We start from the raw sequence: 17,277 nt of genomic DNA, 5'->3' as shown, positions 1-17,277 counted from the left end.
ATCATTGTGTTTTTTTCGTTACTCTCTTATAGTCGATGGCGAAGCGTCCCTTCCTGAACTTCATAGGCACCACGCCCGGTCGGCATGTCTGTTTGTACTCCTTGGCCTGAGCGCCCCGTGGATTGAAGAAGATGGTGGCCCACCACTGCCCCTGCTTGTCGCGGAACAGGTTGTTGTGCCCGCCGCCGGTGATGGCGTTATAGCGGGGCCCGTATGGACCATAGATATTGTCGGCCGATGCGATGATGCAGTCGTAGCTGTAGCGGGTGCGGTTGTCATCTACTGCGGGGCAGTAGGTGGCCGTCCCGTCGTCGAGACGGTGCGACCATATAGCCTGCACCAGGTGATAGCGTCCCCCTTCCTTGCAGATGAAGGCCCCTTCGATGTAGGGTTCAGGATGATAGGCTATCTCCTGCATCCTGCGCAGCGGTTCGTCCAGCCCCGACATGTCGGCTTTCATCCTGGCTATATAGTGGTTGTGGCCTATGAAATAGACCGTTCCGTCTTCATCTTCAAACAGCGAGCCGTCGATATTGTCGAACAGCGGTTCCTCCTCGTTGGCCTTGATGTTCACGTAGGGACCCTCGGGGCCGCCCGTCGTGCTCCTGAGCACAAACGAGCCCTTGCCGCCCGTCTTCGAGTTGTTCATGCAGGCCACGATGAACCAGCACTTCTGACTTTTCAGGTAGTGCAGCTCGGGTGCCCACACAGCTCGGAAGCGGTTGTCCATCACGTCGCCGTTGAGCGAGCGTTTTGGGTAGTGTTCGTCCTCCCCAAACACCTTGGCTTCACGCTGCCAGGTGCCGTCGTCGTCGAGCGACCACACGCGGCCCAATGGTGTCCACTCCTTCATGTCCTTAGAGCGGAACACGTAGATGCCGTCGTTCCAGTCCCAGCAGTGAGTCTGACCGGGAAATGCCCTTGTGGGGTCGGCCGTCGTGCCCGTCATGTAGTAGTAGCCGTCGGGGCCCAGCGTCATCCATGTGTCGCGCATCCAGTAGTCCATCACGGGCTCCGTGGCCAGTGGCAGGCGCGTATGGCGGTCGGCGGTGCGTGCCTGTCCGTAGGGGGCGTCGCCGATGGTCGGTGCCGAGGCCGCAGGCCATGCCATGAGCATGGCGGCCAGCATGCCAGTCTTGAAGAATAGCGTTGTCTTTTTGCTTGTCATTTTATAATGTTTTTTTTCCCGTCAACGATGAATAACCCTTTTCTTTTCGCCGTACGCTGCCCTGCCAGATTGTAGATCAGTGCCCTCTTGTGCCAGGTGGGGACAGTCATCACGCTCTCCACCTTCGTGGCATCGCCGACGACCACGCTGCCCTTGGCCGAACCACCGTCGGCAGCATAGGCAGTGATGGTAACTGCCCCCTCGGCATGGCGGGTGATGATGCCGTTGTCATCGACTGACAGCACGTCGGGGGTGCTGCTCACCCAGCTTAGCATCGTGTTAGTGGCATCGGCAGGCAGGATGGTGGCCTTCAGCTGCTGGCTTTTGCCTACAGTGCACCCCGTCTCGGCTATGCTGATGCTTTCCACCCTGACACCCCCTGTCTGGTAGCAGAGCATGTTGTTGAAGTGAGCGGTCAGGCCCTTCGTTGCCAGTGCGGGCACCGACGGCTGCCAGTTGCCCTGTACCGTGGCCATGAGCTGGCCGTCAACCATGATCCTCACGCCGTCGCGCTCACGCCGTGCCCTCAGGTGATAGCCCGCCGCCACGTCTTCGTGTACATAGATGCAGAACGGACGTGCATGCGTTCCCGACTTGGGCGTCAGGTACAGTCTTACTGCCGAGGTCTTCACCGGTGCAAACGTGTAGGTGTTCATCACACCCAGCTTCGGCTCGCCCTGCAGCGTTGCCTCCACTTGCTTCCACGAACTGCCTTCCCTTGCCATCACAATCACTTTTGTGGGCAGGTCGAATGTCTGGTTCAGGTAGGGATAGGGTCCTTCCAGCCACAGCACGTCGATACCCGACACCTCCGTCTCATTACGCAGTTCGTAGATGTACGAGTTGGTGGGATAGGCCGATGATGTCGAGAACGAATACTGCCGCATGGTCTTATGGTTCAATGGAACCGTCTGCTGGCTGGTCACGATGCCCTGTTCGCACGATGTGATGTCCAGTGCCTTCTTGCCGTAATTGATGGTAGCACGCACATAGTTCTGTCCATCGACATAGACAGGATAGAAGCCTGCCTCGCCAGCCGTAGCCAGACCGTCGGTAGTCATATAGGCAGAGAACTCATAGTTCCATGCTGGGTCGCCCTTCAGTGCGAGGGCCTCGACAGCTTCCGTCGACTGCTGCGACAGTCCGCCGTCATCCACTGTCCACGTGCCACCCTGGGGCGTCCAGCCCAGCACATGACTGTTCCATTCGTCCCAGCCCGCGGTATATTGTATGGCATCAAAACTCACCGTCGGCGACGAGGCCACCAGTCCTACTGTTCCAGCGCCGCTGTGTCCTATCACGGCATCACCGTCAATGGTCAGGTTGAATTCGTCGAGCATCACGTGAAGCCGGTCCACGTTCTTATATATGGTCAGTGTGTGCCATGGCTCAGCATAGTCGGCCACCAACGGGTGGTCTTCCAGGAAGCGGAACTTGGCGGGCAGGGGCTTCTCAGTCGTGGTGACTGTTCCATCTATGCTGTTGGTCAGTCGCCACTTGCCTTCACGTCCTATCTCCACGCGCACCCAGTTCTGTTCATCCTTATAGTAGGCATAGGCACCGCCCCAGTCGTTGCTGCCCTGCAGTCGCAGAGGCACTTCGAAGCGGTAGTTGGCCTCGGCGGGTTTTCGCAGCAGCAGCTCGCCGCCCGTGGCAGCCGTTGGTGCCATCACCTTATCGACCACCTTCCATTCCGATCCGCCCAGGAAACGGAACGGATAGTACAGCGCATAGTCGAGATAGTTGATCATGGTGGGCTGTGCCGGTGCAGGATGGTAGCCTGCCGACCCTTTCACTGTAGACTCCACCACGGGTTCCTGGCCGTAGAAGTGTATGCGATCGATACTCTGTTTCTGCTGCCCTTCGATATAAGACTTGTAAACCATCCACCGCTCAAAGCCGTTGGGACCGGCAGTGAAGTTGGGCTGTGCCGGACCGATCATCACGGGATACATATCCTCGTCGCCCGTGTCGTAGAAGCCGAAGTCGATGAGCTGTTGGCTGGTATTTGATGTGTTGGAACTCACACCTGCCACTGCCACGATATTCTCTCCTGGCTTCAGCCACGACGGGTCTATCATACGTACGGAATAGGTATTGTTGGATGATGTCACCTTGAAGTCGTGACCGTTGATATAGAAGGTCGCCGTACCGTTCACCCACAGTTTCATGCCCATGTGCGAGGGCACCTCATCGAGTGTGAACGTGCGCCGTATGTAGATATTGGTGGTCTTCCAGAAAGTCTTGCGGGCACGCACCCTGGCATTGGTCATCGTCGTTCCGGAAAACAAATCAAACTCCTGATAACCGAAACCGCCCTGACCTTGCTTCCATGACGAGTCGTCATAGTCGGCGGATGTCCAGCTGCCCGAAGGCTGGCTCATGGTGTACCGTGCATCCCAACCGCCATGCTCGGCCGTAGGGGCGATGGGCTTATAGTCAATGAGCTGCTGTTCGGTGTTGCGGGTGATCACCGGATGTGGCAGCTTCTTCGAGTTGTTGAAGTTCATGGGCTGGTCGCTGATGGCGCACCCCACCTGGTACATGCCCGAGCGTGGTCCCATGCGGTTCACAGCATAGAATATATAGTATTTGTCATGGTAGCGCGCTAACTCCGGACCCTCGAAGTTGATATGATTCAGGCTGGTGGGGTGTCCGCGCTGGTGAGTCATCTGCACTCTGCCCTCGGTGATGTCCCAGCGCGAGAAAGGCGAGTTCATGCGGAAAGCCCACACCTCAGGCCCGTCAATATTGCTGGCAGCACGTGTCATGGGATGCGGGTCGGTAGGGTTGCGCTTCTTCACCCAGTATATCTCACCGTCTTCGTCCTGGAATACCTGCACATCAATGCCGTAGTCGTCGAAGGGCTCCGTCAGCGTTTGCTCTTTATAGTTGCCCTGCGGTTCGTCGCAGTAGCAATGGCCAATGCCGTTGAAGTAGCTGTGCCATACACCATTACGGTAGATCAGGTCGCCCGCCTGCACCTGTTTATAAGTATATGCCTGCGTCCACTGCGGGTCGTTCAGCCATGTGGCACCGTCGGTGGTTACCGCTTTCACAGGATTGGACCACGACACCATGTCCTTTGATCTGGAGATGGTGCCCTTCGTCTCTTCACCCATGATATAGAAATAGCCACGATGACGTTCTACGCAGCCGTCACGCATGTTATGCACGGGATTGACAAAGCCCTGCTGGGCAGTCGCGGTCAGTATTGTCATGCCAGCCGCGACCACTGGCCGGATAATTGTTCGCAAGTTCATGGTGCTGATCCTTTTTAAAATACTTTTCGCTTGCAAAGTTAGGATAATGATACCCTATACACAGGGAAAAATGTTCTTAATACAGGGAATAATGTTAGGGAGTGGACAGAAACGCTACTTTTCGTCTGTATCTTCATTTTTTTTCGCCTGTTGCTGGGCCACGAACTCACGTGGAAGCTGTCCCGTCGACTTCTTGAAACACTTGGCAAAGTAGTTGGGGTCTGAGAATCCCGTGGCATAGGCAGTGTCGGTGGGCGTATGTCCTGCAAGTAGCAGCTCCTTCGCCTTCCTGACACGCGTCTCACGGATATATTCGCCAATAGACATATTGATCAGACTCTTCAGTTTCACATGCAGCTTCGTACGGCTCACACCCACCCCCATGCACACATCGTTCACACAGAAGTCGCTGTTACCGATATTCTCCTCAACGATACTGCGGATATCGCGCAGCAGCTTCTCGTCATAGCGGTTGTTGGCCATCACGCTGATGTCGAGTGTCGACGACTCGTTGAACAGTCGGCGGTTGTTGTCGCGCGTCTTCAGGGTGTTCTTCACCTGCAGCAGTAGGACGGCGGGGTCGAAGGGCTTCTCTATGTAGGCATCGGCCCCCAGCTCATAGCCTTCGCGTGTGGCCAGGGTGCCGCCCTTGGCCGTCAGCAGTATGACGGGAATGTGGGCCGTCAGTATATCGCTTTTTACGGCACGGCACAACTCTGTACCGCTGAGACGAGGCATCATCACATCACTGACGATGATATCCGGCAGATGAGCGGCCCTGATCTGGTCGAGAGCCTGCTGCCCGTCGTTGGCTGTGAATAACTGAAATTCCTCTTCAAAGATGCTGGTCAGGAACCGCAGCATGTCAGGGTTGTCCTCGACCAAGAGCACGGTGCTGAGTCCCTCATCAGTGTGCTGAGGCTCTACCTCGTCACCAGTTGTCGCTACCACAGTTTTCTCGTCATCAGCATTCTTTAGGGCTGAGGCTGCAGGTTGCATCTGCAACGTAGCGGTGAATACGGACCCGCGTCCAGGTTCCGATTCCACGGTTATCATACCTCCATGGGCTTCAACCAGACCTTTGGTTACGGCCAGGCCGACGCCCCATCCCTGTGACTTGTTGCCGTCGGCATTGGCCTGGTAGAATTTCTCGAAAATATGTGTCACGGTTTCCTCGTCCATTCCTATGCCTGTATCGCTGACAGTGATACATAGTTCGCCATGAGGACTCAGTGTGGCAGACAGCTCTACAGTACCGCCCTGTGGTGTGAACTTGAAGGCATTGGACAGCAGGTTGGCTACGATTTTCTCTACTGCCTCGGGCGAATAGGAACCTTCTGCCTCCCAATCCTCTATCTCAATGTTGTAAACCATATCTTTTTCGTCGGCCAGGGGTTGGAAACGGCCCGACACATCGTTGACAAGGGCAAGGGGATTGCCATACACCATCTTCAGCTGTTGGTGGATGTCGCGCAGCCCTCCTGCCTCGACCAGCTCGTCGAGCAGCGACTGCATGGTGCCGGCGCCTTTCAGAATGGTTTCAATGTTCTCTTTTGACTTTCCGCTTTTCACTTCATGGAGCAGCTTGCGGGCAGGGGCAATAATGAGCGAGAGAGGTGTCTTGAACTCGTGCGAGATATCGGTGAAGAAAGCCTGCTTCATCTGATCCAGCTTTTCCAGTTTTTCTTTTTCGATACGCATCTCATAGGCCATGCGTTTTTCATGCTGTCGGCGGCGATAGTGTCGGAAGAGCCACCAGAGGAAGACACCGAGGAGGAGGGCGTAGGCCGTGTAAGCCCACCATGTTGCATAGAACGGCGGACGGATGATGATGGTAATAGAGCGTATGTTACTATCAGAGAAGACGCCGCGTGTAGAAGAGGCGCGAACAGAAAAGACATAACGCCCCGAGGGGAGGTGCGAATAGTATAGCTTACGTTGGGTGCCTACATACTGCCATTCGCTGCCCAGGCCTTCCATCTTCACTTCATAGACAATTCCCTGCGTATGGGCAGGCTGTATGGCCGCGAAAGCTATGCCGATGGTGGCGGCCTCGTCGTAACTGAGCGTGATGCAATCGAGCGCATCTATGTCGCACTCCTTGTCGGCGTCGAGTGTCAGTGGCAGGAACTGTACTGGTGGAAAGGTAGGCTCGGACATCACTTGCTCTGGCCGGAAGGACACGAGTCCGTCAACCGCTCCAAACCAGAGCGTGCCCTGTGAGTCACAGAGCGCGGAGATGTAGTTGAAATGGCCTGTGGGCAGGTCGTCGCCTTCGCTGAGCATGGTTGCCGTCCGACTTTCGGGATCGAGCCGATAGATGCTCTTACCAGCCGTTATCCACAGGCTCCCGTCAGCCGATTCGGTGAGGCCGTAGATGCACAGTTCGGCCAGCACGCCGCTGCGTATCATGGACTCGAAGGAGGCGTTCTCCTTTTTGAGAAAGAGTCCGCCGTTGTTGGTACCTACCCAGAGCTGTCCGCTACGTGTGACGAGAAGTGTGGTGATGTAGCCGTCGGTGATCTGTCCCGGGGCAGATCCTGCCTTGTAGTGGTGGGTTGTTCCCGTCGTCTTGTCGTAGCTGATGAGTCCGTTGTATCGCGTGCCAACCCATACGATGCCGTCCTTGTCGCTGTCCAGGTGGAAGACGAAGGCATGGTCGAGGGGCTGCTGGTGTATGGGTTCTATCTGCTGCGATGCGTTGTCGTAATGATAGAGTCCGTTGGTGGTTCCTATCCACAGGTCGCTGTCGCGATCGGTGCAGAGGGCAAAGATGTTGTTCTCTGCCAGTGGTGAGTTGTGCCTGTCGTAGGTATAAGCATCATGGGTGTCAAGATTGTAGCGTGTCAGTCCGCCCATGAACGTTCCTATCCATAGGTTGCGGTGGTTGTCGATAATCAGCGAGTGGATGTTGTCCGACGACATGCCACTGATGTTGACGCGGCTGATATTGTCGCTGGTGCGGTCCAGCAGGTTGAGTCCGCCGTCCTCGGTGGCTATCCACAGCCGTTGGGGTGGTTCTTCGGCCATTTGTCTGACGGCTTTTCCTCCCAGCTGTCCAGGTTGGTTACCCGGAGCATAGTACTTGATGCGTGTCGATGCACTGCTATAAAGGTTTACGCCTCCGAAGTAGGTGCCTATCCACACGTTGTCATCGTTGTCGCACAGAATGGAGTAGACGGCGTTGTCGCTCAGCGAGAAGGGGTTGGCATAGTCTTGTCTGAGGGCCTCGGTATGTCCGTCGGGACTGATGATGACAAGGCCGCGCTCGGTGCCCACCCAGATGCGTCCCTGACGGTCGGCATCTATGGCACGCACTACATTGTTGGTCATGGGCGTACCTGTCTCGTAGTGGCTGACGGCTCCAGTGGTCTGGTCGTAGCTTATCAGGTCGCGTCCGTTCTTTCCTGCCCATATATGATCGTGGTCATCGCAGTAGAGTGCGGTGATGAAGTCGGTGTCGAGTCTTTCCTCGGCATTCCTGAGCGACACCTCGGTCAGCCGGCTCTTGCCTTGCGGCCTGTAGGCATGCAGTCCCTGGCGCCCCCCTACCCATAGCAGTGCGTTGCGGTCGGCAGCCAGCACATTAGCTCCTTTGATGACTGTCTGCCCGTCGGGCATGGTGACTGCTACGAGCTGCTGTCGGCTGGTGTCGATGACGTAGAGAATTCCCGACGAACAGTAGATATTGCCGTCGGCATGCTGAACGATGGATTGTACCTGTCCTGTCATGCCGCCATAGCGCAGGAAATCGTTGCTTTCGGTACGGTAGCGGCACACGCCCTTGTCGGTGCCTATCCAGATGCGGCCCTGACGGTCCTGACAGAGTGAGCGGATGAAGTTGTCGGGCAGCGACGTGCTGTCGTTGATGCTGCGCAGGAATGGCTGGAAGTCGTAGCCGTTGTAACGGTAGAGTCCGTTGCGGGTGCCAAACCAGATGAGTCCGCGGCTGTCTTGCAGGATGCAGGTGATATGGCTTTGCAGCAGTCCGTTGCCCGTGGTGAGATGCGAAAACAGAATGGGCTGATTGTAGGCTGCACGCGGAACTAAGGGTTGGGCACATACAGCCACTGAGGCTATGGTAAGCAGAAGGATCAGTCGTCGCATAGAGCAATAGTTGTTTAGTTTTGAATGCAAAAATAGTCATGCCATGGCACTAAAGGCCACGGCATGACAAAGATTTGTGTTTATTTAACAGTCACTTCCACCACTACCTGGCTCTCGCATCTGCATTCGGGATGGTCTGCCAGTTGGTTGGTCAGTGTGTAGGTGACGGTCTGGGAGAAATCCACCTCAGACATGCCCGAAGTCTGCGGTTGGCCATCGATGCTCACACTTAGGGCATCAGCCGAACTGAAGACTGGCTTCAGGCGGGTCAGGTCGGTGCCTGAGGGCAGTGTCACGCTGACAAAGGTCTTGTCGTAGCTATAGGCTGAATAGGTCGTCGTACCTGCGACACCGTCAATGGAGAACGTCTCGAACACAGGATAGCTGAGTGTATAGACCTGATAGGTCTTTACCAGACCGGAGGCTGCTGTGACGCCAATGGTCGGTGAGGCGGTGAGGTCGTACTTCGTCTTGTCGGAATAGGGCTCACCACTGATGTCGATAGTGGCATTGGGCGACATGGCCGTAATGCCCAGACGCTGTGCATTGGCCTTGACGGCAACATCGCGGTTGTTGACCCTCACCTTGTAGGGCATGGTCACCAGCACGTAGTCGTCGCCTATCTCGGCTGCCATTTCCTTGTTGTAAAGATCCTTCTGCAGGATGACCGACCTGAGCTGGTTGTTATCATCGGTCACGGTGATGGTGACCTTGGCAACAGCCATCTTGCTCTCGCGCCCTTCCTTGTCGTAGTTGGTGGCTACGATAGTGGCGGTATAGACACCTGCAGTGGGATAGGCATAAGTGGCTACGCCCTTGCTCATGACAAGACCAGTGCTGCCCTGGTTGACCAGGTCCCAGTCGTGGCCTGCATCACCCGGGAACACCACTGCCTGAACGGCATTGCTGCCTGTAAAGGCGAAAGTGACGGTCTGGTTAATGCTTACGTCGGTGGCCGAAACAGTGAAGTCGGCTGTGGGCATCAGCACCTCCTCGTCGCTGCAGGCAGCAAACAGGGCAGCGACAAGTGTCAAACAGACGATATTTAGATATTTCTTCATAGATGTGTAAATGTTAGTAACCTGGATTTTGTTCAACGACACCATTGGTGACATCGACCTCGGTCTGAGGGATAGGGAACAGCTCGTGTATGCCCTCGATGTAGTTCTTTCCACGTCCCCACACCTGCTCGGAAGCCAGGTTGTGGAGGATGGTGGCAGCACGTCCCTGACGCACGATGTCAAAATAGCGGTCCCACAGATGGCAGAGCTCTATGCGACGCTCGGTCCATATCTGTGAACGCATCTCGAGATAGGTGCCGGCAGTGTAGAGCGTGGAGACATTGGTGATCTCGTTGGCTACTGCCTTCACTCTGTTCAGCTGGGTGAGGGCCTCCTCGCGGCGACCAACCTCGTTGAGGGCCTCGGCATACATCAGCACCACATCAGAGTAGATGATGACACGGCGGTTCTTGGCATTGTCGTTCTCGTCCAGCGGACGCTCGTTCTTGGGCGTGTACCATTTCATGCACCCATAGCGTGTGGCGGGCACCTCCAGACGCTCGTTGTCGAAGGTGGCACTGGCATGGAGCAGGATGATAACATCGCGGCGCGGGTCGTTGGCCACGGCATTGCGGAACGAGGTGGAGGCCCAGAGGCGGTTCCAGAACAGGTCGTTCATGATGCCCATACCCTCGTTGTCATCGTCGCTCTTGCCTGTGGCACTCTCCTTGAAGACGATCTCAAAGACCGAGCGCGAGCAGAACTCGCCAGCCTGATAATACAGGTCACGGTAATGGAGCGTGGAGCCGTCGTAGCTGGACTTCGACACCAGCGAATAGATGTTGGCTAGGGCAGGCAGGGCGGTGTCCTCGGTGGTATAGACCTCGCCTGAGAGCAGTTTCTCGCGTGGCTTGAACCACAAGCGGCGCATCAGCTGGTCCCAGGTCTCGTCGTACTGGTCGAGGTGCAGGATGTCACGGTAGGTGAGCGTACGTCCGGTGATGAAATAGTCGCCGAGCAGGGCCATCTCCTCCCATTTGTTGGAATGCTCGCCAGGCGTAGCCTCGTACATCAGCACCTTCATCAGCAGGGCCACACAGGCTCCGCAGCCCACCTTGCCACTGGAGGCATCGGTATATTTGGCATCGAGCATACAGGCAGCCTCGCGCAAATCCTTTTCTATATAGGCATAGACTTCCTCCTTGCTGGAGCGGGGAATGGTGAGGTGGTTGATGTCCTCGGTCTCAGGACGGATGGGCACACCGCCGAAGGTGCGGACGAGCTCGAAGTAGAAGTAGGCACGCAGGAACTTGGCCTGACCGAGGATGGCCTGCACCGTGGTGTAGTTGCTGGCATCGTCGCTGGAGAACTTCACACTGTTGATATGTGAGATGAGCTGGTTGGCACGGTTGATGCCACGATACATGATCTGATAGCGACGCAACAGCCAATCGTTGGAGGTATCGAAGCGGAAGTTCACCAGTTCGGCTATCTGCGACGTGCCGTTCTCGTCGGTTCCTACGACATCATCGCCGCAGGCCTCGCCGAAAATCCATGCGCAGTTGGTGAACTGGTTGCTCTGCAATATGTCATAGACGGCATTGAGCCCTTCCTGCAGCTCGTATTTCGTCTTATAGAAGCTGTCGGGGGTAGAGGCTCCCTGCACCTCCTTCTCGAGGAAGTCGCTACAGGAGGTGAACAACAGTGCTGCCACTACAATGTAAAAATTACAAAATATAAATGGTTTTATTCTTTTCATAATCGTCGAGTCATTTACATTATTGGTATTTAAAATTTTTACATTTCTCAGAACGTCAGGTTCAGACCGAAGGTGAAGTTGCGTGCCTGAGGATAGTTACCGTGATCGACTCCCATGTAGAGGTTGTTGGACTCCGAACCGCTGTTGCGGCCTACCTCGGGATCCAGTCCGTTGTACTTGGTGAAGGTCAGCAGGTTGTAGGCCGAGATGTAGGCCTGCAGCCCCTGCAGATGGAGTTTGCTGACCAGATGCTGTGGTACGTTGTAGCTGAGTCGCACATCCTTCAGACGTATGTAGGAGCCGTTCTTGACATAGAAGTCGCTGGCACGGTAGTTCTTGGAGTTGTCGGCCTGGCGCAGGTCGGGCACGGAGGCCGTGGGGTTGGCGGGCCAGAAGAAGCGGTTGGCCACGTAGTCGCCAGCCCAGTGGTTCTGTCGCAACTCGGCATAGACGTTGCCTGTGCCGTGATTGGAGTTGAGGTAGTACTCCATGACATTGAAGATGTCGTTGCCTACCTGTCCCTGTAGGAACACGGTGAGTTCCAAGTCCTTGTAGCCGAAGGTCATGGGCACGCCGAAGGTGAAGTCGGGATGGGGCGAACCCAGATAGGTGCGGTCTTCGGAGTCAATCTTTCCGTCGTTGTTCAGGTCCTTGAAACGGAAGTCGCCAGGCTTGGTGACACCGTCGTTCTGGGCAGAGTGCTCAATCTCGTCCATATTCTGGAAGATGCCGTCGGTGACATAGCCAAAGAAACAGGCGATGGGTCGGCCCACCTCGGTCTTGGTGACATAGTTCAGAATGCTGTTCTCACTGATGTAGGCACCATAGACGGGCTCGTTGCCTGTGCCCAGGGACACCACTTTGTTCTTATTGAACGAAATGTTAAAGCCCACATCGTAACGGAAGTCCTTGCCCACCTGGTCTTTCCAGGCCATCTGAATCTCGAGTCCCTTGTTATCTACCGAACCGGCATTGACCATTGGTGCTGTCACCAGGCCTGCGGCATTGGTGACGGGAACATTGAGCAGCATGTCGTCGGTGCGCTTGGTATAGAGCTCGAGGCTGGCTGTCAGCCGGTTGCCGAGGAAGCCGAGGTCGAGACCGATGTTGTACGACTTGGTCTTCTCCCACTTGATATGGTCGTTGCCCATCGAGGTGGCAGCGACACCCGACTGGGTGACGTGGGCACCGGTGCCATAGGAATAGTTCAGGTCGTTGTTCAGTATGGTGTAGCGGGCATAGTCGCCAATGCGGTTGTTACCCAGAATACCCCATCCGAGACGCAGCTTACCGTTGCTGAGCCACTTGAGCGACTCCATGAAGGGCTCGTTGAAGAAGCGCCATCCTACGGATGCCGAGGGGAAATAGCCCCAGCGCTCGTTCTTGTGGAACTTCGACGAGGCGTCGGCACGGAAGTTGACCTGTAGCAGATAGGTGTCATTGAAGCTGTAGTTCACACGTCCCAGGTATCCCAGGGCCGACCACTCGGTGAGTCCTCCCGAAGTGCGGTCGCCGAAGAAGGCGGCCGAGAGGTAGCGCAGGTTCTCCTCGTTCGACGAGGTGCCCTGCTTCGAGGCCGAGATATTCTCAATGCTCTGCTGCTCGGCTGTCTGACCGACAGTGATGCCGATATTGTGTGCACCTGTCTTCATCTGGAATGTCAGCAGGTTGTTGACTTCCCACTTGTTGGTCTTTCTCGACACGCGATTCACCGATGTCATATCGCCGGGAATGACAAATTCCTCCTCCAGCTTGCCCACCTCGCCAAAGCCATAGGTGTTGTAGAAATTGGCGTAGTCGGAGAACTTGAACTGGTAGGTGAGGTACTTGTTGATATTGGCTGTGAGATCGATGTTGGCATCGATACGGTTGGACTTGGCCTGGTTGTGGTTCCTGGCCAACTGTGCCAGCGGATGGTCCTCAGTCCAGTAGCCCTTGGTATTGTACGTGCAGACGAGGGGACTCTGGTTGAGGGCCCGCTTCAGCACCGAGTTCTGGCCCTCGGGAACGAGCGAGCGGTCGTCGGAGGTGTAGAGCAGCGAAGTGCGCAGCGACAGCCAGCGTGTCAGCTTGTTGGTGAGGTTCATGCGGAGCGAGACACGCTCATAGTCGGAGGTGCGCACCACACCGTTCTCGCCGTAGTAGTTGCCGCTGACCATGAACTTGGTCTTGTCGGTACCACCGCTCACCGAGAGGTTGTACTGGTGCTTGAAGCCAGTGCGGGTGACGGCATTCCACCAGCTGTCGGGGCTGTTGGCCGAGATGGAGTCCAGACGGTGCTTCTTGCCTTCGTCAAAATAGTAGTTGCCCTCGGCGTCCTTGCTGTAGTAGAGCTGGCCGTCGGAGGAGTAATTGCTCAGACCAGTATTGTAGTCGCGCATTAGTGCGAAGTCCTCCACACCCATCACCTTGATTTCCTTCCAGGGGTTGGATATGCCCCAGTAGGTGTCGAGGGTGATCTTCATCTTGCCCGACTGACCGCCCTTGGTGGTGATGAGCACCACACCGTTGGCACTTCGTGCACCATAGATGGAGCTGGAGGCAGCATCCTTCAACACCTCTACGTTCTGGATGTCGTAGGGGTTCAGGTGGTCGATGTTGTTCACGATGAATCCGTCGACGACGTACAGCGGGTCAGAGTCGTTGACAGTTCCTGTACCACGGATCTTGATGGTGGTACTGCCGCCAGGGGCACCGGTGTTGGTCATTACCTGCACGCCGGCAGCACGTCCTGCCAGGGCCTGCACGGTATTGGCAACGGGGGCTGCGGTGAGGTCCTTGGCACTGACCGAGGAGATGGCACCGGTGATGTCGCTCTTGCGCTGCACACCATAGCCGATGACCACCACGTCGGACAGCTCCTGCGATGTCTCCTTGAGGACAATACGCATGTTGGCCGAGGCCTTCACGCTCTGCGTGGCATAGCCCATATAGCTCACCTTCAGGGGTGTGCCAACACTGACGGCGATGGTGAACTCACCGTCAATGTTGGTAATGACGCCAGTGTGACCTTTCTCGGTCGCCACGGTGACACCCATCAGGGGCTCCTGTGTCGCCTCGTCGACGACGACACCTTTCAGGCCCTGTCCCATTGCTATCATGGCAATGCATAGCAATGAGCATAAGCTGAGAAGTCTTTTCATAACGTTATCTTAACGGTGATTTCACGTCCTGTCTGTGTAGCAACCTTGACGACATAGACACCATGAGTCATGCCGATGGTAGGAACGACGACCTCTGTGCCTACGTGCTTCACACGGGCAAGGGTACGGCCGGAGACATCACACAACTGATAGCCGTTGACACCCTCGGTGGTCTGAAGTGTCAGCGCACCGCTGCCACGCTTGACGGTGACGAGGGCCTTGCCGTTGTCCTTGACGGCCTGGATAGCCGTGGCATGACCATTATAGACGTTCGACATACCGTCGAAGTCGAGCTCCATGGAGGGCATGTCCTTATCGGCATTGAAGCCAGGCTTGCGATAGTGGTACTTAAACAGGCGCGGATAGGCCACGGAGGTGAACACGAGGTCGTTGTTGAAGTTGCGCAACGTGTGCACATAGTCGATGCCCTCGGCCAGATCCATCACCAGCACAGGCATCTCGTCGGCTTTGTTGTCCAGACGGAACAGCTCCCAGGTCTGTGTACCGGCAGGTACTTGGTTCTGTCCGCGGAAATACATCGAACCGCCGCATACGGTGCCCTCCCACTGGGCGCCGGCACCCGTTCCGGGGTTCAGGTCGCTGTGCATGGCCGAGCCTTCGGGAGTACCGTCGGTATAGAAAATCTCCAGGCCACGGCAGAAGTCATAGGAGGTGTTTACTCCCCACTGGCCCTTACCCCATACATAGCCGTCGAAGACGCAGTAGGGGAACACGTCGGGCGTACCACTATTGGTACCGGTTTCGTTGGGCACCTTGTTGATGTCGAGCACCAGCGAGGTGCCTTCCTTGGTGCCGTCGGTACGAATCAGCTCTATACCATACGAGTTGTCGGGCGACATACCGCGGTAATAGACATAGTCGCCCATCACACAGGTGGTAAACACACCGTCGCCGTTCTTAATGCCATTGGCATTCTCGCCCTCGGTGAAGTCGCCTATCATGCGTGTGCCATCGAGCGTGCCGTCAGAGTACCAGGGCTCCGAACCGTATTCTTCCGACACAGCCTTGAAGAAGAGCCACTTGTTGTTCACGTTCGTCATCCAGTCTATCTGGGCACTGTTGGTCTTGCTCGTGCTCTCATCGACGATGGTCGTATTGATGTCGCCCAGCATGATGGTGCCAGCCTCGGTACCGTCGGTCACCCACAGCGTCTCGGTGAACTCACCGTCCTTCGTGTCGCCCTTGAAGAACACCTTGCGGCCTACGCGGCAGAAGTGATACTGGTCGTTAGCCGTGTGCGTGCCAGGATATTTCACCCAACAGTCCTTCAGCAGCTTAGTGCCCTCAGGGGTACCGTCACTCACCCACAGCCAGTGCTGTGGCTCGTCACCGTACATCATACTCTCGAAGTCGATGGCACCGAAGATGAACTGTGTCTCGTTCACCTGCGTGAAACCGGCAGGGTCGGAGCCGCCTATCTCGTTGATGTCCATCAGCATGTAGGTGCCGGCCTCTGTGCCGTCCGATATCCACAGCTCACAACCGTCCTCGTCGTTGCCCGTGGCCTGGAACACCACTTTGTCGTTGAAACGGGTGATGTACTGCACGTTCGAGCTGATGGCGCCAGGGTAGATGTCTTTCACCATCTTCGTGCCGGCAGGCGTTCCGTCCGACACCCATAGTTCTTCGCCGTGAGTATCTTCCTTGGCAGTGAAGAATACCTTCCATCCAGCTTGTGCACTGCCGGAAATGACAATATTCTTCGACTTGTCAAAGGAACGGTCGGTCATTGTGGTTACTGTCACACCCTCAGGTGTAAGCATCTCCATGCCTTCAGGCAGTGTCTGGGCTTTCATGCCGGTACTGGCGGCAAGACCCATTGCTAAAAGTAGAAATGTCTTTCTCATAATTACAAAGTTTTTAGTTAATACTATACAGTTAGTCTGGTAATATTTCCTTCGCAGCCCCTTAGCCTAGGGGTTATTGACTTTTCCGCTGCTAAGTTAGGCATATTTTCTAGATGTCCTCAGTAATATTGTTCTGAAAAAAAGGAAAAACAGACCGAACTGAAAAACATTACTAATCCTTATAGTTAACGGGCAAAAAAAAGTTCCTCTTTCCTGAGGAACTAACTTATTTCACTACTGTCCCGTTAAAGTGGACTAATCGCTCTTTGAAATGATTGAAATTCAGTCTATTATGTAGTTTTTTTTGAAATGAAACGGACTTGATTTTGTGATTTTGAAGTCAAATACATTTGACTGCTATGTTCCAGGACAAATACGTTTTTGCTCAACTTACCGATTTTCTGAACAGGACTCAGTTTAACAACTACGTTGGGGGACAACGTAGAATGCAGTCCGCATACAAATCAGTGTGGCCATTATCACATACTGTCTCGTGGCTATTGTCCAACATGATATGCGATTGAAACATATTTAAACTCGTCCCATTTTAACGGGACACTATATTGTACGTACATTATTATTAAGGAGGACTCTGTCATAGTATTGCAAGAGAAGTTCCTTTTTCATGGAGATGTTTCAGGGCTAACAGCTGCTATTATTGAGTACAAAGGGATTAGATACAGATTTTACGTTGAGCCAGGTGACATTCACTTGTACATAGATAGCCAAAAGCCATATGAGTTAAAGTTGAAAGGGACTACCGTTGATGATGACTTAAAGGCAATGTCTTCCATGGCATGATGATGGGGGCTGTTTTGCAACGTCATAGTTTAGCTTTTGATTTGCAATAGGGTTAGTTTTGACCTGCAAAAGCGTTAGTTTTGGTGTTAATCTAGCCCCTGGACGAGACGTTCCTAGCCCCTAGAACGACCACTTTTAGCCCCTAGAAGCAGCCCATCCAGGGGCTA

8 protein-coding genes and 1 pseudogene are annotated in these 17,277 nt (G+C 55.1%); 2 read left to right on the top strand and 7 right to left on the bottom strand.

Features of this window, described 5'->3' with window-relative positions; translation table 11 throughout:
- Position 1: 1 nt before the first annotated feature.
- From T433_RS14820 to T433_RS14810, 7 genes are all read right to left on the bottom strand, one after another.
- Entirely contained in the window at positions 2-1,168 is a 1,167-nt protein-coding gene (locus T433_RS14820) for a family 43 glycosylhydrolase (RefSeq protein WP_052357016.1), read from the bottom strand.
- The gene (locus T433_RS15875; RefSeq protein WP_162164179.1) at positions 1,165-4,389 is read right to left on the bottom strand and encodes a family 43 glycosylhydrolase; all 3,225 of its coding nucleotides are present in this window, start codon (positions 4,387-4,389) and stop codon (positions 1,165-1,167) included. Before T433_RS15875 ends, T433_RS14820 begins: the two co-directional genes overlap by 4 nt.
- A gap of 156 nt (positions 4,390-4,545) precedes the next feature.
- Complete coding sequence (locus T433_RS0106015; protein ID WP_027455223.1) at positions 4,546-8,538, bottom strand: hybrid sensor histidine kinase/response regulator transcription factor; 3,993 nt, start codon at positions 8,536-8,538, stop codon at positions 4,546-4,548.
- 80 nt (positions 8,539-8,618) lie between these two features.
- Positions 8,619-9,599, bottom strand: a complete 981-nt coding sequence (locus T433_RS0106010; protein WP_027455222.1) for a DUF5017 domain-containing protein — start codon at positions 9,597-9,599, stop codon at positions 8,619-8,621.
- Between the two features lie 13 nt (positions 9,600-9,612).
- Complete coding sequence (locus T433_RS0106005) at positions 9,613-11,298, bottom strand: RagB/SusD family nutrient uptake outer membrane protein (RefSeq protein ID WP_081778390.1); 1,686 nt, start codon at positions 11,296-11,298, stop codon at positions 9,613-9,615.
- Positions 11,299-11,345: 47 nt separating this feature from the next.
- Positions 11,346-14,441, bottom strand: a complete 3,096-nt coding sequence (locus tag T433_RS0106000; protein ID WP_027455220.1) for a SusC/RagA family TonB-linked outer membrane protein — start codon at positions 14,439-14,441, stop codon at positions 11,346-11,348.
- Positions 14,438-16,309 carry an ELWxxDGT repeat protein gene (locus tag T433_RS14810; protein ID WP_044109343.1) on the bottom strand — a complete coding sequence of 624 codons (1,872 nt, stop codon included), beginning with the start codon at positions 16,307-16,309 and terminating at the stop codon, positions 14,438-14,440. The genes T433_RS0106000 and T433_RS14810 overlap by 4 nt, the downstream gene beginning before the upstream one ends.
- 430 nt (positions 16,310-16,739) lie before the next feature.
- Between T433_RS14810 and T433_RS16465 the strand changes: the two are divergent.
- Together T433_RS16465 and T433_RS17020 are read left to right on the top strand one after the other, a co-directional pair.
- A pseudogene (locus T433_RS16465) lies at positions 16,740-16,832 on the top strand (IS4 family transposase); the annotation flags it as partial.
- Positions 16,829-17,110, top strand: coding sequence for a DUF4369 domain-containing protein (locus T433_RS17020; RefSeq protein ID WP_081778389.1), 282 nt, complete (start codon positions 16,829-16,831; stop codon positions 17,108-17,110). The pseudogene T433_RS16465 and the gene T433_RS17020, both read left to right, overlap by 4 nt.
- Positions 17,111-17,277: the final 167 nt, after the last annotated feature.

The organism is Xylanibacter brevis ATCC 19188, assembly GCF_000621725.1.
Taxonomy (GTDB): domain Bacteria; phylum Bacteroidota; class Bacteroidia; order Bacteroidales; family Bacteroidaceae; genus Prevotella; species Prevotella brevis.
This window is presented reverse-complemented; position numbering and strand designations above follow the sequence as displayed.